This window comes from Caulobacter sp. FWC26 (genome assembly GCF_002742645.2).
Taxonomy (GTDB): domain Bacteria; phylum Pseudomonadota; class Alphaproteobacteria; order Caulobacterales; family Caulobacteraceae; genus Caulobacter.
The window spans coordinates 3627248-3644699 of the sequence record NZ_CP033875.1; the positions used below are offsets into that span (position 1 = coordinate 3627248).

At 68.3% G+C, this 17452-nt stretch carries 16 protein-coding genes and 1 pseudogene; 9 read left to right on the plus strand and 8 right to left on the minus strand.

Going from position 1 to position 17452, the window contains the following annotated elements; translation table 11 throughout:
- The first annotated feature begins 55 nt into the window (after positions 1-55).
- The 3 genes from CSW63_RS18825 (at position 56) to CSW63_RS18835 (ending at position 4446) form a co-directional block, all read left to right on the plus strand.
- Entirely contained in the window at positions 56-1273 is a 1218-nt protein-coding gene (locus CSW63_RS18825) for a YihY/virulence factor BrkB family protein (protein WP_099503089.1), read from the plus strand.
- Positions 1274-1362: 89 nt separating this feature from the next.
- Entirely contained in the window at positions 1363-1890 is a 528-nt protein-coding gene (locus tag CSW63_RS18830) for an N-acetyltransferase (RefSeq protein ID WP_062099819.1), read from the plus strand.
- Positions 1891-2307: 417 nt separating this feature from the next.
- On the plus strand, positions 2308-4446 hold the full coding sequence (locus CSW63_RS18835) for a methyl-accepting chemotaxis protein (protein WP_062099820.1): 2139 nt from the start codon (positions 2308-2310) through the stop codon (positions 4444-4446).
- Between the two features lie 126 nt (positions 4447-4572).
- On the opposite strand, the gene CSW63_RS18840 is transcribed toward CSW63_RS18835, so the two are convergent.
- Positions 4573-4953, minus strand: coding sequence for a GFA family protein (locus tag CSW63_RS18840; RefSeq protein WP_082749804.1), 381 nt, complete (start codon positions 4951-4953; stop codon positions 4573-4575).
- 21 nt (positions 4954-4974) lie between these two features.
- Here CSW63_RS18840 and CSW63_RS18845 point away from each other — a divergent pair, with 21 nt between their 5' ends.
- Both CSW63_RS18845 and CSW63_RS18850 read left to right on the plus strand, forming a co-directional pair.
- Entirely contained in the window at positions 4975-5508 is a 534-nt protein-coding gene (locus CSW63_RS18845) for an AAA family ATPase (protein WP_062099822.1), read from the plus strand.
- Between the two features lie 335 nt (positions 5509-5843).
- Positions 5844-6734 carry an endonuclease/exonuclease/phosphatase family protein gene (locus CSW63_RS18850; RefSeq protein ID WP_082749806.1) on the plus strand — a complete coding sequence of 297 codons (891 nt, stop codon included), beginning with the start codon at positions 5844-5846 and terminating at the stop codon, positions 6732-6734.
- Between the two features lie 4 nt (positions 6735-6738).
- On the opposite strand, the gene CSW63_RS18855 is transcribed toward CSW63_RS18850, so the two are convergent.
- Positions 6739-8121, minus strand: coding sequence for a PLP-dependent aminotransferase family protein (locus CSW63_RS18855; protein ID WP_062099824.1), 1383 nt, complete (start codon positions 8119-8121; stop codon positions 6739-6741).
- A 95-nt stretch (positions 8122-8216) separates the two neighbouring features.
- Here CSW63_RS18855 and CSW63_RS18860 point away from each other — a divergent pair, with 95 nt between their 5' ends.
- Positions 8217-8828, plus strand: a complete 612-nt coding sequence (locus CSW63_RS18860) for a LysE family translocator (protein WP_062099825.1) — start codon at positions 8217-8219, stop codon at positions 8826-8828.
- 50 nt (positions 8829-8878) lie between these two features.
- Here the strand turns inward: CSW63_RS18860 and CSW63_RS18865 are convergent, their stop codons facing one another.
- Positions 8879-11086 (minus strand): bifunctional diguanylate cyclase/phosphodiesterase, encoded by a 2208-nt coding sequence (locus tag CSW63_RS18865; RefSeq protein ID WP_062099848.1) that lies wholly within the window; start codon positions 11084-11086, stop codon positions 8879-8881.
- A 304-nt stretch (positions 11087-11390) separates the two neighbouring features.
- Here CSW63_RS18865 and prfA point away from each other — a divergent pair, with 304 nt between their 5' ends.
- Together prfA and CSW63_RS18875 are read left to right on the plus strand one after the other, a co-directional pair.
- Entirely contained in the window at positions 11391-12461 is a 1071-nt protein-coding gene (prfA, locus tag CSW63_RS18870; RefSeq protein WP_062099826.1) for a peptide chain release factor 1, read from the plus strand.
- A gap of 58 nt (positions 12462-12519) precedes the next feature.
- The gene (locus tag CSW63_RS18875; protein WP_062099827.1) at positions 12520-13287 is read left to right on the plus strand and encodes a pseudouridine synthase; all 768 of its coding nucleotides are present in this window, start codon (positions 12520-12522) and stop codon (positions 13285-13287) included.
- Positions 13288-13362: 75 nt separating this feature from the next.
- On the opposite strand, the gene CSW63_RS18880 is transcribed toward CSW63_RS18875, so the two are convergent.
- Positions 13363-13527 carry a hypothetical protein gene (locus CSW63_RS18880; protein ID WP_062099828.1) on the minus strand — a complete coding sequence of 55 codons (165 nt, stop codon included), beginning with the start codon at positions 13525-13527 and terminating at the stop codon, positions 13363-13365.
- A 92-nt stretch (positions 13528-13619) separates the two neighbouring features.
- On the opposite strand from CSW63_RS18880, the pseudogene CSW63_RS23885 reads away from it, so the two are divergent.
- Positions 13620-13796 (plus strand): annotated as a pseudogene (locus CSW63_RS23885) (hypothetical protein); the annotation flags it as partial.
- 8 nt (positions 13797-13804) lie between these two features.
- Here CSW63_RS23885 and CSW63_RS18890 read toward each other — a convergent pair.
- The 4 genes from CSW63_RS18890 to CSW63_RS18905 form a co-directional block, all read right to left on the minus strand.
- Positions 13805-14485, minus strand: a complete 681-nt coding sequence (locus tag CSW63_RS18890) for a DUF6624 domain-containing protein (protein WP_062099829.1) — start codon at positions 14483-14485, stop codon at positions 13805-13807.
- Between the two features lie 162 nt (positions 14486-14647).
- The gene (locus tag CSW63_RS18895; protein WP_062099830.1) at positions 14648-15043 is read right to left on the minus strand and encodes a hypothetical protein; all 396 of its coding nucleotides are present in this window, start codon (positions 15041-15043) and stop codon (positions 14648-14650) included.
- 10 nt (positions 15044-15053) lie between these two features.
- On the minus strand, positions 15054-16205 hold the full coding sequence (ispG, locus tag CSW63_RS18900; protein WP_062099831.1) for a flavodoxin-dependent (E)-4-hydroxy-3-methylbut-2-enyl-diphosphate synthase: 1152 nt from the start codon (positions 16203-16205) through the stop codon (positions 15054-15056).
- Between the two features lie 104 nt (positions 16206-16309).
- Positions 16310-17356, minus strand: a complete 1047-nt coding sequence (locus tag CSW63_RS18905; RefSeq protein WP_062099832.1) for a RodZ family helix-turn-helix domain-containing protein — start codon at positions 17354-17356, stop codon at positions 16310-16312.
- Positions 17357-17452 lie beyond the last annotated feature (96 nt).

The following is a 17452-nucleotide window of genomic DNA, read 5'->3' on the forward strand; positions in this document are numbered from 1 at the left end:
GATCACGGGAACGCCGCGCGCCGCCCCGGGTTGTTGAGGGCCTGGAGGCCGTAGAATGACTGACGCGACGCGGCGTCCGATCCTGTCCTGGCTGAAGTCACGGCCCTATCACCTGGCGCCGTGGATCGTGCTGCTGGCCATGGCGCCGTTCGCCTTTCCCCGCCGGACCGCGCCGACCGAAAAGACGATTGTCGATCCGCCCGGCCTGTCGGAGAGCCGCGTCATGCCGCCCATGGCGTTCGACGCGGCCGAGCCCCTGCGGGGCCGCGCCGCCGCGCGCCCGGCCCACATCCCCTGGCGCGGCTGGCGCGACATCGCCTGGCGCACGGCGCGCGAGATCAGCGTCGACCGGCTGCCGGCGGTGGCGGGCGGGGTGACCTTCTACACCCTGTTGGCCCTGATCCCGGCGATCGGCGCCTTCGTGGCGCTTTACGGCCTGTTCGCCGATGTCGGTGCGGTCGAGCAGCAGCTGCGCGGCATGGTCGGGGTGTTCCCGCCCAGCGTGATCCAGATCGTCGGCGAGCAGATGGCGCGTCTGGCGCAGCAGAAGGACGGCGAGCTTGGCCTGGCCTTCGTCGCCAGCCTGCTGCTGTCGGTGTGGAGCGCCAACGCCAGCATGCGCGCGCTCTTCGACGGCCTGAACATCGCCTATGACGAAGAGGAAAAGCGGCCGTTCGCGCCGCGCCTCCTCCTGACCTACGCCTTTACCCTCTGCGCCCTGGTCTACGCCGTCGCCGTCGCGGGGGTGCTGATCGCCGCGCCGCTGTTCCTCGAAGCCGCCCGCCTTTCGGCGCTGGAGGGCCTGCTGGCGCCGGTGCGCTGGCTGATCGTGCTGGTGATGACCGCCGTGGCCTTCACCGTGCTCTATCGCTTCGCGCCCAGCCGAACCCCGGCGCGCTGGCGGTGGGTGTGGATCGGCGCGGCGTTCGCGGCGGCGGTCTGGCTGGTCGGGTCGTTGGGCTTTTCGCTCTACGTCAACCGCATCGCCCATTTCGACGCCACCTATGGGCCGCTGGGGGCGGTGATCGCCTTCATGATCTGGGTCTGGTTCTCGATCATGGCCATCCTGGTCGGAGCCGAGCTGAACGCCGAAATCGAACACCAGACCGCCGTCGACTCCACCACCGGCCCCGAACAGCCGATCGGCGCGCGCGGCGCGACCATGGCGGACACCGTGGGGCTGGCCTTCGACCCCTGGGAGGTTCTCAAGCGCGAGGCCGGCACGGTGCGCCGCGTCACCGGCGGAACATGGAAGCGGATGCGCGGGCGCTGAGCTTTTCTCGGCCCGCGCTCGAAATCGGGTTGTTGCGGCCAAGCTCGGTTTCTAGCTTGCGGGTCCTTCTCCCCCTGAAAGCGCTCACCATGCCGATCCTCGCCCCCGCCGCACACCACGAGCTGGCCGACATCGCCGCCCTGGTGAACTCGGCCTATCGCGGCGAGCTGGCGGCGACGGGCTGGACCAGCGAAAGCTATCTGCTCGGCGGCCAGCGCACCGACGAGGCCTCGCTGCGCGAAGACCTCGCCGCCAAGCCGGGCGCGGCCATCCTGACCTTTCGCGACGCGGCGGACGCCAAGCCGTTCGCCTGCGCCTGGATCGAGCCGCAAGCCGACGAGGTCTGGTACGTCGGCATGATCACCGTCACCCCGCCCCGCCAGGCCGGCGGCATGGGCCGCACCGTGCTGGAGGCCTGCGAGGCTCACGCCCGGCAACGCGGCGGCAAGGTGATGCGGATGACCGTGATCTCGGTCCGCGACACCCTGATCGCCTGGTACCAACGCCGCGGCTACCGCCTGACCGGCGAAACCCAGCCGTTCCCTTACGGCGACGAGCGGTTCGGCCTGCCACAGCGGGACGACCTGGCGTTCGTGGTGATGGAGAAGGCGCTGTAGGGGACTAGCGAAAAACCCGCACGCCGAACGTCTGATTCAGAATTCAAACGGCCTCAGGACGCAACGATCACAAAATTCGCTGCCCACTCCAAAAAAAATCCAAGTCATCCCAAATGGATTAGAACAAAAAAAGAAGGAAAATACATAAATTTCCGACTTTGGCGCGCGGAGACAGGAGAAGGCGAAATAGAAAGGCGTTTATCCAATACGCAAACTCAGATGAGCTCCAACGGGCGCCGACAGGCCGTCGCAATGGAGCTCGATCTCGATTACACGCTCCCCTTACAAGTCGATACAATTATATCGAGTGCGACATTCCGTCACTCGTGCCAGAGTTTTAACGCTTATGGATCAACCTCCCGTTAGCGTTACCAGCAGATTTGCGGGCGCTAGCCTTTCGACGGGGAGGTGAACTCAGTGTTGATCAAGCATCGGATGCTCGCGGCGGTCACCGTGCCGCTCGTCGCTTTTTCAGCGCTCAGCATCTATCTTTGCGTAGGGCTTGGCGCCCAGTATCGCGCGGCGACGATCGCCGCAGATTCGATCACCGCGACCGGCCCGATCAACGCCGCCGTCGACGCGCTTCAGGCGGAGCGTGGCGCAACCTCGGGCATGATGGGGGCGGCCGATCGTACGGCGTTCCTTCCCCGGGTGACCAAGGCTCGCGCCACAACCGACGCCGCGCTGGCGGTCTTGGACGAACTTCGCAGCGGCGCCGGCCACGACCCCAGGATGCAGCAGGCGCTGGAAGCGACGTGGGACAACGTCAAGAGCCTCAAGGCGCTCCGCGTCAAGGCAGATGCATCTGGCGCGGATCGCGCGGCGGTGATCGGCGAGTACACCCGCGATATCGACGGCCTGATCGGAGCGGCCGAGCATATCGATGTCTCGGACCTGGGCGGCGAAACCGTTTCAGCCATCAACGCCTATTCGGCGCTCATGCGGGCCAAGGAGGCGGCTGGACTGGAGCGCGCAGCCGGCGCCGCCGATCTCTTCACTGTCGAAGTCCTGGCCAAGATGCGCGCTCTCGAGGGCGAGCAGAAAGGCTGGATCAGCGACGCATGCCGCGAGCGCGCCTCGTTGTGCCGCGACATCAAGGCTTTGGAGGCCAGCGCCACTGGCGCCGAGATCACGAAGATGCGTGGTATGGCGCTGGCGGCCGTCGCGAGTGGAACCAAGGCGCCCGTCACCGGACCGCAATGGTTTGACGCCGCCACGGCGCGCATCGCCGGCTATGGGAAGATTCTCGAATCCGAAAGCCGCGCTCTACTGATCATGGCGCAAACGGCGGCCCGGAAGGCGCTCACCAAACTGATCAGCGCTGCGGCGTTCACTGTGCTGGGGGGCGCCGTCCTCCTGCTTGTTTGCAACCGCGTCTACGCGAGCATCGTCAAACCTCTCTACGAGCAGACCGACGCCATGCGAAAATTGGCCGACGGCGACATCGATCTCGACATCCCCGGTCGGGCGCGGCGTGACGAGTTCGCGGCCATGGCCTCGGCGCTTGTGGTGTTCCAGGACAATGCGCGCGCGCGACGTGAAAGCGAGGCCCAGCGCGAACGCGAGCGCGCCGAGGCCGCTGAAGCCATGGAACGCACCCGGGCGCAAACGCAAGCGGACAGCGAAGCTGCGGTCAACGACGCCTTTGGCGGCGCGCTGCGACGCCTCGCGCAGGGCGATCTGACCAGCCGTGTCGAAGGCGCGGTTCCCGCAGCCTTCCGGCCGCTGCAATCGGACTTCAACAGCGCCGTGGCGTCGCTTGGCCAGACCATGAACCGCCTGGTCGAGGCATCGAGCGGCGTGGATTCCGCCTCTGGCGAAATCCGTTCGGCCGCAGATGACCTGGCCCGACGCACCGAGTTGCAGGCCGCATCGCTGGAAGAGGCGGCCGCCGCCCTTCACGAGGTCAACCAATCGGTGACGGGCGCCGCCGCCGCCGCCGGCGCGGTTCGCGATTATCTGGGCGAGATGCGCGGTGTGGCCACCCACGCCCGCAATATCGTCCAACAGACATCGGAGGCCGTGTCCGGCATCGAACGGTCGGCCAACGAAATCGGCAAGATCATCGGCGTCATCGACGAAATCGCCTTCCAGACCAACCTGCTGGCCCTGAACGCGGGCGTCGAGGCGGCGCGTGCGGGTGAAAGCGGCAAAGGGTTCGCCGTCGTCGCCCAGGAGGTTCGCGCCCTGGCCCAACGCTCGGCAGAGGCCGCTCGCGAGATCAAGGCGCTGATCAACGACAGCAACGACCAGGTTCAGAATGGCGTCGACAAGTCCTCCGCCTCGGGTGAGGCGCTTGAGGAGATCGTCGCGCGCGTCGGCGTCCTCGTCGAGCGCGTTCAGGAGATCGCCGCGTCGTCTCGCGAACAGTCGGCCAGCCTTGGCCAGGTGACCGAAGCGATTACCGAACTCGACACCGTCACCCAGCAGAATGCGGCGATGGTCGAAGAGGCGACAGCGGCCGCCAACACCCTGGCCCGGGAGGCGCGGGGGATGAACACCATGATGTCGGCGTTCAAGCTGGAGCCCGAAGCCAACAGGCGCGCCGCAGCGTAAGCCATAGGCAGGTTTCACCCTGCCGCCTCCCCAGCGAAACCCAGCCCTCCCCCCCTGGCGACGAGCCTTCGGCCTGCTGCGCGGGCAAGACCTGGCGTTCGTGGCGACGGGAAGGGCTGAAGGGGGCTACACGCGAACCAGTCCCTCGGGCAGAGTGACCCAGTCGAACCGCGCTCGCGACATAGCCTCCAAGCTGGGCGCGGGCAGGCCTGGCGGCTCGAAGGCGCCCGCCGCCACGCCGGTATGCCCAGGCATGAAGACGCTGGTCCAGTACAAGGTCGTGCCGCAACCCTCGCAGAAATAGCGGACCTGCTCGTTGCGAATTCGATGCTCGCGAAAACGACCCTGAAGGTCGATCAGTTGAGCGTCGGGAAAGTAGGCCTGCCAACCAAACGCGCCCCCCGTCCGGCGACGACAGTTGTCGCAATGACACACAGCGTTGAGGGCAGGTTCGCCCCGAACCGTGAGCCAAGCTGCTCCGCAGCAACACACTGCTCGGCGTGTCATGTTCCCTCCCGGAGACCTTCCATGAAACGCTACATCCTGACCGGCGCGCCGGGCGCGGGAAAGACCGCCGTCCTTCGAGCGCTTGAGACGCAAGGCGAGGTCGTGGTCGAAGAGGCCGCCACCGACGTCATCGCGCTGGCTCAGGCGCAAGGCGTGGACCAGCCCTGGACCAACCCCGGCTTCATCGACGCCATCGTTCGGCTGCAGCGCCAGCGAGAGGCGCGCGCCGTCGGCGACCGCGTGTTCTTCGACCGCTCGCCCGTCTGCACCCTGGCTCTAGCGCGGTTTCAGGGTCATCCGGTCTCGCCGCTGCTTCGCGAGGAGCTTGATCGGATCGCAACAGCGGGCGTCTATCAGCGCCGGGTGTTCCTGATCCAAGGCCTTGGGTTCATCACGCCGACCCCAGCGCGACGGATCAGCCTTGAGGCGGCTCGAGCGTTCGAGCGAATTCACGAGACAGCCTATGCAGAGCTGGGTTTCGAGCTTGTTCCAATCGCACCGGCGCCGATAGCGGCGCGGCTTGCCTCGATCGTCACGGCCATTACCGAAGCTTAAGTAGCCCGCCCCGCCGCCGCGCTCAGATGCCGCCGTTTGGTATCATGGGGCTTTTCATGTCGTTCGTCGCCCGGCCGGCCATCGCGGCCGCCTTCGTCATCGTCGCGGCCGGATCGGCCCAGGCGGCGGTCACGCCCGTGCCCGTGGGCTAGCCGCTGGCCCCGACTGGAAGCCGGCGACCTTCTGGCTGGCCAAGGACAGCCAAGTGGTAGTCAAGAACGTCTCCCCCGCGCCGGACGGCTCGACCTGGGTCAAGACGCTGCTGTGGTAGGCGGACGGGCCAATCCGCTCGCCCCGTCGTGCGTTTGTCGCGATCGCGTCCTAAAGGGCCGGGGATGAGCAAAGCGCGATCCCTGTCCATCGTCCTGGCCGCCAGCCTCCTCGCCGGGCTCCTGCCGATCACGGCGGCGCGGGGGGCGCAGGCCGACCGCGCCCTGTGGGTGATGAGCTACAACATCCGCTACGACAACCCGGATGACCGGCCCGACTGGCGCGCGCGCCGGGGGCCGATGGTCGAGCAGATCCGCTTCTTCGCGCCCGATATCCTGGGCCTGCAGGAAGCCCTGCCGGCGATGGTCGGCGACCTGGCCGGGGGGCTGGCGGGATACGCCCACTATGGCGTGGGCCGCGACGATGGCGCGGGGCGGGGCGAAACAACGACGATCTTCTACCGGGCCGACCGGTTCCAGCGGGTGTTGGCCAAGACCTACTGGTGTTCGCCGACGCCCGACACGCCGGGCAAGGCCTATGATGCGGCCCTGCCCCGCACCTTCACGCGCCTGGTGCTGAAAGACCGGCGGACCGGCGTGCTTTTCGACGTCCGCAACGCCCACCTCGACCATGTGGGGAGCGAGTCCCGGGTCAGATGCGCCGCGCAGATCCTGAACCTCGCCGCCTGGCCGGGCGCCCGGTTGATCACGCTGGGCGACTTCAACAGCGGCCCCGGCGATCCGCCCTATCGCGTGCTGACCGCGCCGCAGGGCCCCTATCGCGATGCGCGCCAGAGCGCCTCCAGCGTGTTTGCGCCGTCGGGCACCTTCAACAACTTCACGCTGGCGTCGATCGGCCCGCCCATCGACCACATCTTCGTGGACAGCCGCCTGAACGTCGGGCGTTTCGCCGTGCCGACGGACGTGACCGACGCCGGCGTGATCTCGGATCACTTCCCCGTGCTGGCGGAGATCACTCCGCCGGCGCCGCAGAAGCGCGCTCGGCCAAAGCGATAGCCTCCTAGATCACCGCGCGCGACCGCTCGCCCACCTCGCTGGACAGCGCGCCCGCCACGATCTCCAGGCCGCGACGCAGGGTCTCGCGATCGCCGACCGCGCCGAGGCAGACGCGGACGCCGCTTTCGTGGCCGGGCTCGACGACCGGCGCATCGGGGGCGGTGACCTCGGCGCCGCCGCGCAGGGCGCGGCCGGCCAGGCGCTCGGCGTCGAGTTCGCTCATCGGCAGCCAGACGTGGGGGGCCATCGGCGAGTGCGGGGTCTCGACGGCGCCGCCCAGGATCTCGCGGGCCAGGGCCAGGCGCGCCCGGCCTTCCTCGCGGGTCTCGGCCAGGATGGCGTCGGCCGAGCCGTCCTCGATCCACTGGGTGGCGATCAGGCCGCCAAAGGCCGGCGGGGCGTAGGCGACGACGCGCAGGGCCTCGACGGCGCGCTCGAAGGTCTCGGCCGCCGGAGCGACCAGAAAGCCGGCGCGCAGGCCTGGCGCCAGGGTCTTGGAAACGCCCGAGACGTGGAAGGTCCGCTCGGGCGCCAGCACCGCGAAGGGCGGCGGCGCGCCTTCGGCGTAGGCGGCGTAGATATCGTCCTCGACAATCGTCAGGTCGTGGCGGCGGGCGATCTCGACGATGGCGTCACGCCGGGCGCGGCTCATGATCCGGCCGGTAGGGTTCTGCAGGGTGGGCAGCACGGCCAGCACCCGCGCGCCGGTGGCGCGGACGGCCGCTTCCAGGGCGTCCGGGCGCAGGCCCTCGGCGTCCATCGGCAGGCCGCGCGTGCGCCAGCCGCTGTAGCGGGTCAGGGCTTTCAGGCCGTGATAGGCCAGGGCCTCGGTCAGCAGCACGTCGCCGGGCCGCAGCACGGTGCTCAGCGCCACCGACAGCCCCTGCTGGGCGCCGGCGCAGCAGATCAGCCGCCGCCAGTCGACGCCCTCGTAAGCGCTGGTGCGCGACAGCCACGCCGCCCCCGCCCGACGCTGCGACTCGTGACCGGCCGGCGGGGCGTAGGCCAGGTGTTCGGACAGGTCGGCCCGGCGGCGCAGGCGCGCCAGGGCCTCGGCGATCCGCGAGGCCGCCGCCGCGGCCGGGGCGATGTTCTGGGCCAGGTTGATCGGCCCTTCCCGCTCATAGGGACGGTGCTCGGCGGGCGCATTGACGAAGCTGCCGCGTCCGACATGGGCGCTGACCAGACCCGCCTTCTCGGCCTCGACATAGGCGCGGGTGACGGTGCCCAGCCCCACGCCCAGCCGATAGGCCAGGTCGCGCTGCGGCGGCAGGCGCACGCCGGGACTGAGCGCGCCAGAGGCGATGTCGGCGCGCAGAGCCGCCACCAGCCGCTCGTACAGCGGGGCGGCGCCGGCGGGGATGACGGGAGTCCAGGTCGGAAGCACGGAACAGTCCTATATTGTCACCGTAACAATATGATCTTTGACTCTCGATACAATCGAAATCATCACGGTGACATTCAAGGCGCAAGGAGGCCCGAATGACCCCGGAACTGATGCTGGCCTATGTCGTGTTCTGCTTCGCCACGGCGGGCACGCCCGGCCCCAACAACATGATGCTGCTGGCCTCGGGCGCGAACTTCGGCTTCCGCCGCACGGTCCTGCATATCCTGGGCATCAGCGGCGGCCTGGGCTTCATGGTGCTGGCCATGGGTCTGGGCCTGGGCGGGGTGTTCAGAGCCTATCCGGTGCTGCACGAGATCCTGAAGTGGGTCGGCGCGGCCTACATGCTGTGGCTGGCCTGGAAGATCGCGACCTCAAGCGCAGTCACGGACCGGTCGCTGGGCCAACCGATGACCTTCGTGCAGGCGGCGGCGTTCCAGTGGGTGAACCCCAAGGCCTGGGCCATGGCGCTGGGTGCGGTGACGACCTACGCCCCCGAAAACTCCGGCTGGACGATCGTGCCGCTGCTGGCCGGAACCTTCATGCTGGTGGGCGCGCCATGCAGCGCCGCCTGGGCCGGCTTTGGTCAGGGCCTGCGGCCGTTCCTGGACCGCCCGGCCGTGCTGCGGACGTTCAACGTGACCATGGCCGTGCTGCTGGTGGCCTCACTGGTTCCGATGGTGGCGGGCAAGGCCCCGACAGCAATCTAGGGTCGAAGCGCCCCCTCCGTCAGGCGGCTGCGGGTGACAATGCGTAACCCTCAGGACACCGTCGCCAGATGCATCCGCCCGCCCTCGCTGACGATGGCGTCGATCGCCTCGGCGGGAACGGGGGCGCTGAACAGGAAGCCTTGAGCCTGAACGCAGCCGATCGCCTGCAGCTGCTCGCGCTGCTGGTTGGTCTCGACGCCCTCGGCCGTGACCGACAGGTTCAGGGCCTTGGCGAGGCGGACGATCGCGGCGACCACGGCGCCGGCCTCCTTGTCGCCGCCCAGCGGGGCGATGAAGCTGCGGTCGATCTTGATCTTGTCGATCGGATAGCGCCGCAGATAGCTCAGCGAGCTGTAGCCGGTGCCAAAATCGTCCAACGCCAGGGAGAAACCCATCTCGCGCAGGCGTCGGATCGCGTCGTGCGTGGCCTGGTCGTCGCCCAGCAGCGCGCCCTCGGTGATCTCCAGCTCGATGGTGTGGGCCCGCGCGCCGGTCTCGTCCAGGATCGCGGCGACCAGTTCGGGGAAGCCGGCCTGACGCATCTGCAAGGCCGAGACATTGACCGCGACCTTCAGGCCCTTCCAGCGCAGGCTGTCGGCGAAGGCCTGACGCATGATCCGCCGTCCCAGTGCGTCAATCAGGCCGCAGTCCTCGGCCAGGGGCACGAAGGCCGCCGGCGAGATCGGGCCCTTCTGCGGATGGGTCCAGCGGGCCAGAGCCTCGACGCCCAACACCTTGCCGGTCGAGTCGACCTGCGGCTGGTAGGCGACCCAGACTCCGCCGTCCTGCAGCGCGGCGCGCAGGTCGGCCTCAAGACCGCGCCGGGCCTTCAGCGCCGCATCCATCTCGGATTCGAAGAAGCAGTAACGACCGCGCCCTTCTTCCTTGGCGCGATACATGGCCACGTCGGCGCGGCGAGCGGCCTCGACGGCGCCGAGGCAAGCCTCCTCGGGTTCGATGATGGCCACGCCGACCGAGCCGCCGACAAAGACCGTGCCGCAAGACAGGTCGACGGGCGCGCCCATCGCCGCCACCAGGCGCTCGGCCAGGGCTGCGGCGCCCTTGGGATCGATATCGGCGGCGACCACGCCAAACTCGTCACCGCCAAGGCGGGCCAGGGTTTCGTTGGCGCGGCACAGGCCCGCCAGCCGGGTGGCGATCACCTGGATCAGCTCGTCGCCGGCCGCATGGCCGTGGGTGTCGTTGACCGCCTTGAACCGGTCGAGGTCGATCGCCAGAACCGCCATGGCGCCGCGCCGGCGCGAAAGTCCGTCGACGGCCTGCCGCATCCGCTCCTCATAGAGCACCCGATTGGGCAGTCCGGTGAGCGCATCGTGCATCGCCATGTGCTTGGCCCGCGCCTCGCTGGCCACCAGCCCCTCGGCGATGCGACGATTGCGGCGCGCGAACAGGAAGGCCACGCCGGCGAGGCCGCCGACCACGAGCAGGATCGGCGTGACGGCGCGGCGCAAGAGCCGCTGCCCCGGATGCGGCGGCGCCCAGTCCAGCGTCGCCACGATCTTTCCGGCGTGGTCGCGCAGGGGAACGTGGGCGTAGCCCTTCTCCTGCGTCGCATCGCCCTGATGCAGGTGCACGCCGGCCAGCAGGAACCGATTGGCGAAGGCCTCCAGGAACACTGCGTCCAGTCTCAGCACCGTGACGACAATCGGCGCGCGCGTTTGGCGGGTCAGCGCCTTGCCGAAATCGGACTGCACCAGACTCACGGTGACCAGATGAGCCTCGCCGTCGAGGGACTCCACGGCGCTGGCCTGGATCGGGCTCGAGACCAGGGCCCCGTCGGTGCTGGGTCCGGTCACGCGGGGACGGGCCGCCTCCATGACACGAACCTTGGCGACCAGCGGCGCGAAGGTCGCGGCGTAGCGCTGGTAGTCGGCCGCCTCGGCCGGTCGACCGAAACGAGCATTGAACAGGGCCCGGTTGTCACCGTCGACCACGAAGATGCGGTCGAAGCCGGCCTGTCCGGTCAGGTAGGCCCCGATGTTCTCAGCCGTCCAACCAAGGTCGAAACGATTGTCCAGGTGGCGGACCGCGTCGTCCCACACCACCTGCGGCGAGATCACCCGTTCGACGTCGGCGATCTTGGACTCCATCCCCCGCGCGACCAGGGCCTGCTCATGCCGCAAGGCGTCGCCGTCGACGCGGTCGGCGATCATGAACAGCAAGGCGACCAGAACGCAGACCGTCAGCAGCGCCATGGCCGCCAGGGGCGCGGAAAGGCGGGTCTCGACACCCTTCATCGTCGCGAACATCCAAGACCGCCAGGAGGTTGAACCCGAGCATTCCCATGCAATGGCTAAGCTCGACCTAACGCGGCCTCGACAACTTGTCGCAGGGGCCGCATTGGCGGCGCGGAGACGGCGACATTCCCTTTGGCGCCAAAAGGCTTTAGAGCCCGTCACGGTGGATCGCGAGCGCCTGTGCGCCGCGAGCCCGCCCTCGGTTCAAGATCGTGGAGCCGGTTTATCCGGTTTAGATGGTTCCATCTCAACCAGACAGGCTCTAGACAGACCGCCCGTCCCTTTCAGCCGTACGAAAACGCCCTTGCGACTGCCCCAGGCCCGCCTCGACCAGGTTCTCGACCGTTTCCGTGAAGTGGAGGCCCGCATGGGCGCGGCCACTGACGGGACCGAGATCGTCAAGCTCTCCAAGGAGCACGCCGAACTGCGCCCGGTCGCCGAGGCCGTCGAGCGGCTGGCCAAGCTGACCGCCGAGCGCGCCGAGCTGGACGTCATGGCCGCCGATCCCGAGATGGCCGAGATGGTCCGCGACGAGATCCAGGCGCTGGACGAAAAGCTGCCCGTGCTTGAGCGGGAGCTGGCCCTGATGCTGGCCCCCAAGGACAAGGACGAGAACGCCTCGGCCATCCTGGAAGTTCGCGCCGGCACCGGCGGCGACGAGGCGGCCCTGTTCGCCGGCGACCTCTTCCGCATGTACCAGCGCTACGCCCAGACCCAGGGCTGGCGCGTCGAGATCGACAGCATCTCGGAAGGCGAAATGGGCGGCTACAAGGAAATCGTCGCCTCGATCACCGGCGAGGGCGTGTTCGGCCGGCTCAAGTTCGAGAGCGGCGTCCACCGCGTGCAGCGCGTGCCGGCCACCGAGGCGCAGGGCCGCATCCACACCTCGGCCGCCACCGTCGCGGTGCTGCCGGAAGCCGAGGACGTCGAGATCGAGATCAAGGAAAGCGACCTGCGGATCGACACCTACCGCTCGTCGGGCGCCGGTGGTCAGCACGTCAACAAGACCGACTCGGCCGTGCGCATCACCCACTTGCCGACCGGCGTGGTGGTGACCAGCTCGGAAAAGTCGCAGCACCAGAACCGCGCTCGGGCGATGAAGAACCTGAAGGCGCGTCTCTACGACATGCAGCGCGAGGCCCTGGACAGCGCCCGCTCCGAGGCCCGCAAGAGCCAGGTCGGCAGCGGGGATCGTTCGGAGCGCATCCGCACCTACAACTTCCCGCAGGGCCGGGTGACCGACCACCGCATCAACCTGACGCTCTACAACCTGGCGCGGATCATGGAGGGCGACGCCCTCGACGACGTGATCAACCCGCTGATCGCCGAGGATCAGGCCGAGCGCCTGGCGAGCCTCGAAGAGAGCTTTAGCTGATGCGTTGGAGCATGATCTTGTCCGAAAACCGGTTCCCACTTTTCGGGATCACGCTCTGATGGCTTGGACCCGCACCTATGACGAGGCCGAGCCTCAGCGGGTCAACAAGTGGCTGGCCCAGAGCGGGGTGTGTTCGCGCCGCGAGGCCGAGCAGCTGATCAGCGACGGCCTCGTGTCGATCGACGGCGAGGTGGTCGAGGACGTGGGTCGCAAGATCCAGCCCGGCCAGACCCTGACCCTGACCGACCGCGCCACGGCCAAGCTGGACTCTGTGCCGACCTACCTCGTTCACAAGCCGCGCGGCGTGGTCTCGTCCCAGCCCGATCCGGGCCAGGTTCCGGCCGCGCGCCTGCTGACGCGGGCCAATCTGTGGGGCGATGCGCGGGGCGTCGCGATCCCGCAGTCGGGCGACCTGATCCCGCCGATCGGGCGCCTGGACAAGGACTCGCGCGGCCTTCTGCTGCTGTCGCAGGACGGCGTGGTGGCCAAGGCCGTGATCGGCCCGCAGTCCGAACTCGACAAAGAGTACCGCGTCGCTGTGATGGGCGAGCTCACCGAGGAAAAGCTGGAGCTCCTGCGCTTTGGCCTCGAGCTGGACGGCCGCGAGCTGCGCCCGGCCGAGGTCGAGATCATCTCCGACCAGCGTCTGAGCTTCGTGCTGCGCGAAGGCCGCAACCGCCAGATCCGCCGGATGTGCGAGCTGGTGGACCTGAAGGTCGTCGACCTGTTCCGCGTCCGCGTCGGCCCGCTGGACCTGGGCGACATGCCCGAAGGCCATTGGCGTCCACTGACGGCGGCCGAGCGGGCGGCGCTGGTGGCGGGTTAGAGCGCGTTAGGTTTAAGTGTGAGCGGTTAAACCGCTCGAACGCGCTCCAAATGGAGAGATAGAGCCGGACAGGCTCTATCCGATCTGTTCGATGATCTCGGCCCGCAGCTCAGCGCGGGTCATGCCGGGCCACGCCCATTCGGTTTGAGCCGGACGGACGGGCGAGGCCGCCGGACGCGGCGGGGTCGGGGTGCGGGCCATGCGCCGAGCGGCGGCCTCGCGGATAGAAACGGTTTTCATGAAGTTCCAAAACAGGGACCTGCGACATCGCCGGCCCCAAACGCTAGATGGGTGGGAAATCGCTCAAGACCGTCTCTGACGGTACGGAGCGGATGCAGCATCGCCCTGAACGTTCGGGCCTTGGGAGGCGCGAAGGCATAAGCGGGCGATCGCTTGCGGTTAACAGATGGTGCGCCATCCGCCCCGTTCAAGGGGCGCGGCGGATAATCGCCGTGCAGCTAGTGGTCTCAGCGGAAAGCGGACGCGCCAATGGTCCGTTCAGGGTGGGGCGCGGCCGCTAGGGTGGGTGCGGGACGCAGACGCCATACATCTTGTCCAAGACAGCTAGATACTCAGCCATCGGCTGCAATCCCATGGCCGCTCGTCGCGCCTCAAGTCCTTCCGGCGCCTCAACGTCACTCGGGACAGCGTATTTGCCCTCTTTGCAAGTTGTGCCTTGCGTGCCGTAACGCTGAGGTCGCCGATCTATCGTCGCGACGCGGTCATAGAGCCGTGCGTAGTCTTCTGGCCGCGCCTCGCGCGCCTTTGCGAGCGGCTCCAACAGCGCGAGGACCTGTCGCTGGAAATCGATGTCGCCCGAGTGATTGGCGATGAGCACCGCCGTTGCAGCGGTGCGCTCAGATGTCTCCGAGATTTTCGGCCAACCGTGCGCGGCGATGATGCCCTTCAGACGCTCGGTATGAGCTCGATCCTGTTCGTCGATGACGAGTCCTGCTTGTGCTTGCACCTTCGCACGTATCTCTGGGGCAAGATCGCGGGTTGCCTCCAGCATGCTTGTTCGCATGGCCCGATCGACCTCGCCCATCCCAGCGATAGCCTCTATGACGCTTGCCCTGCTTGCGACCCCCTTCAGCTTGCCAATGACAGGCGCAGCCGCTTCGAGTGGCGGTGTCTCAGCACTTCCAGACACGGGGCTGGTTGCAAGAACAAGCGCGGTGAGGATGGCCGTCGAATTCATCTGAACTCCCCCGAGGAAGTGACATGTAGGTCGACGGATGGGGGCGAAAGCATGTCCACTATGGGTCGCAAGTACGCTTTGACTGCGGCTCGGATTCCGGACCTTCAGCCCCTGACCCGCCGGGCTCAGGCACAGCCACCATGCTCTCGCCCTGACTGCGGGTTAGCGCTGCGGCTTGGTGTAGGGAACAAACACCCCCAAGCTGACAAAGCCCCTGGGGAAATACGACAGCGGATCGACCAGCTCCACGGCGTCCGGCGCGCAGAGCTCTCCCGAAACGGTGCGGGTGAGCAGGATGTCGGACTGGCGCAGCGACGAGGCGCCCGAACGCGGGCGGTTCACCAGCAGGCGGCCGCCGGGCATCTCGTAAACGATCGCCACGCCGTCGATGACCTCGCTGCTGCGGACGTCGCGCAGGCGGATGCAGTCGACCGGCTTGCCGGCCGTACGCCCCTCCAGCCGCTGGGCCAGACGGGCCTCCCCGGCCGGATTGGCCAGAGCGCTCGACGCCGCCGCGAGCGCCGCGATCACGACCACACCGCGCAGCATCGAACCCATCGCGCCTCTCCTATTCCGCGGCGACCGTCTGGGCCGCCTCGTCCTGAGCCTTCGCGGCCTGGATCTCGGCCGCCTTCTTCTCAACGAGTTCGACGATGTGATCGATCATCCCCTCGTTGGATTGTTTGTGGTCGGGCTTGCCGGCCATGTAGACCATGCCCGCGCCGGCCCCGCCGCCGGTGAAGCCGATGTCGGTCATCAGCGCCTCGCCCGGACCGTTGACCACGCAGCCGATGATCGACAGCGACATCGGCGTGGCGATGTGGGCCAGGCGCTCTTCCAGGGCCTCGACCGTCTTGATGACGTTGAAGCCCTGTCGCGCGCATGACGGGCAGGCGATGATGTTGACGCCCCGGTGGCGCAGGCCCAGCGACTTCAGGATGTCGAAGCCGACCTTGATCTCCTCGACCGGGTCGGCGGCCAGGCTCACGCGGATGGTGTCGCCGATGCCGGCCCACAGCATCGAGCCGATGCCGATCGAGGACTTGACCGTGCCGGTGCGCGTGGCCCCGGCCTCGGTGACGCCCAGGTGCAGCGGGCAGTCGATGGCCTCGGCCAGCTGGTAGTAGGCGGCCACGGTCAGGAACGGGTCGGACGCCTTCACCGAGATCTTGAACTCGTGGAAGTCGTGGTCCTGCAGGATACGGGCGTGGTTGAGCGCGCTCTCGACCATCGCCTCGGGGCACGGCTCGCCGTACTTTTCCAGCAGCTCCCGTTCCAGCGAGCCGGCGTTGACGCCGATCCGCATCGAGCAGCCGTGGTCGCGGGCGGCCTGGATGACCTCCCGCACGCGGTCGGGCGAGCCGATATTGCCCGGATTGATCCGCAGGCACGCCGCGCCGGCCTGCGCCGCCTCGATGCCGCGCTTGTAGTGGAAGTGGATGTCGGCCACGAGCGGAACCTTGGCCTCGCGGGCGATGGTCTTGAACGCGGCCGTGCTCTCGACGTCCGGGCAGCTGACGCGGACGATGTCGGCGCCGGCCTCCTCAAGCTGTCGGATCTGCTCCAGCGTGGCCTTGGCGTCGCTGGTCAGGGTGTTGGTCATCGACTGCACCGAGATCGGCGCGTCGCCGCCCACCTCGACATTGCCGACGCGGATCTTGCGCGATTGCCGGCGCGTGATCATGCGCCAGGGACGGACGTGCGTGTGGTCTGCGGCCATGGCGCTAATTTAGAGGGTGTTGAGGGCGGATAGAAGGGCGTTTGCGCGCAAAGCGCGCCCCCAAGACCTCCGACCTCCCCGGCGTTCGCCCGGGAGATCGGGGGTTACTGAGCCTTGGGCGTAACCGCAGTCACCGCCGCCGGCGGCGGGATCAGCTTGGCCACGGCGGTCTGGTTGGCGGTCAGGCGGCCCGTGAGGCGGCCGTTGTAATAGACCTCGAACAGCGGCGGATCGACGACGTCCAGAACCAGGCCCGGCGTGCGCGGGGCGCGGTAGGCGTCGCCGGCCGAGAGCCAGCGGGTCATCTCGATGCCGCCGTCGGCGCGGCGCACCGTGAAGGCGCCGGCCTTGCGCGCCTGGATCGTCACGCCCGAGGCGTCGGCGGGGCTAGCGCCCAGCAGCTGGCCCTTGGGCTTGAACGGCGCGCCGATGGCCAGTTGCTCGACATTGGTCACGCCGGCGGCGGCCTCGGCCTCTGCCCGCGCCTTGGCGGCCAGCTTGGCGGCGTCCACCGAGCCGCCGTTGGCGGCGGCGTCGTCGAGACCCGGGGTCTTGTAGGGTTCGGGCGTGGTGGACTCCACCGGCGCCGGCAGCGGCGCGCCGAGCGAGACCGATCCGCCGTTGGCGCCATGGGCGACGCGGACCTGGGCCGACTCCGGCGCGATCTGGGGCGGCGGCTCGTCCTTGCTGATGGCCCGCTGCGCCACGTTCCACAGCAGGATGGCGCCCACCACCAGCAGACCGCCCGCCAGGATCAGGGCCAGGCGCGGGTCGCGCTCGCGGCGCACGCCGACCGGCGCGCGCAGTTCGCCGCCGTCGTCCGGCGCATCGGTCTTGAAGCGGGCCACGGCCGCCTCGCCGTCCAGGCCCAGCAGGCCGGCATAGGCGCGGACATAGCCGATGGTGAAGGGGCGCGAGGGCAGGTCCTCAAGGCGCATGTCCTCAAGCGCCTCGATATAGCTCTGGCGGATACGGGTGGCGTCGGCGACGTCCTGGGTGGTCAGGCCGCGAAACTGACGCGCGGCTTTCAGCGCCAGACCGATGTCGGCGCCGTCATCCAGAGACGGGTGTCCCACGACGAGCGGAGCCTCGTCCGTATCGACGTCAGCGAGAAGGTGCAAACGCCTCACGTTCCCCGTATCCAGCGGCATAATCGGCTAAAAGCCCCCGACAATCGCGCGACGCGCGAGGCGCGTCACGCTCCCCCACCCCGTTTTGACGGAGTTCTTAATATGTCTTTGTGAATA

Excerpts from the sequence above, each read along its gene's own strand:
- CSW63_RS18825 (WP_099503089.1), top strand. The coding sequence starts at position 56 with ATGACTGACGCGACGCGGCGTCCGATCCTGTCCTGGCTGAAGTCACGG.
- CSW63_RS18830 (WP_062099819.1), top strand. The coding sequence starts at position 1,363 with ATGCCGATCCTCGCCCCCGCCGCACACCACGAGCTGGCCGACATCGCC.
- CSW63_RS18840 (WP_082749804.1), bottom strand. The coding sequence starts at position 4,953 with ATGACACGCCGAGCAGTGTGTTGCTGCGGAGCAGCTTGGCTCACGGTT.
- CSW63_RS18845 (WP_062099822.1), top strand. The coding sequence starts at position 4,975 with ATGAAACGCTACATCCTGACCGGCGCGCCGGGCGCGGGAAAGACCGCC.
- CSW63_RS18850 (WP_082749806.1), top strand. The coding sequence starts at position 5,844 with ATGAGCAAAGCGCGATCCCTGTCCATCGTCCTGGCCGCCAGCCTCCTC.
- CSW63_RS18860 (WP_062099825.1), top strand. The coding sequence starts at position 8,217 with ATGACCCCGGAACTGATGCTGGCCTATGTCGTGTTCTGCTTCGCCACG.
- CSW63_RS18865 (WP_062099848.1), bottom strand. The coding sequence starts at position 11,086 with ATGAAGGGTGTCGAGACCCGCCTTTCCGCGCCCCTGGCGGCCATGGCG.
- CSW63_RS18875 (WP_062099827.1), top strand. The coding sequence starts at position 12,520 with ATGGCTTGGACCCGCACCTATGACGAGGCCGAGCCTCAGCGGGTCAAC.
- CSW63_RS18880 (WP_062099828.1), bottom strand. The coding sequence starts at position 13,527 with ATGAAAACCGTTTCTATCCGCGAGGCCGCCGCTCGGCGCATGGCCCGC.
- CSW63_RS18890 (WP_062099829.1), bottom strand. The coding sequence starts at position 14,485 with ATGAATTCGACGGCCATCCTCACCGCGCTTGTTCTTGCAACCAGCCCC.
- CSW63_RS18895 (WP_062099830.1), bottom strand. The coding sequence starts at position 15,043 with ATGGGTTCGATGCTGCGCGGTGTGGTCGTGATCGCGGCGCTCGCGGCG.
- ispG (WP_062099831.1), bottom strand. The coding sequence starts at position 16,205 with ATGGCCGCAGACCACACGCACGTCCGTCCCTGGCGCATGATCACGCGC.
- CSW63_RS18905 (WP_062099832.1), bottom strand. The coding sequence starts at position 17,356 with ATGCCGCTGGATACGGGGAACGTGAGGCGTTTGCACCTTCTCGCTGAC.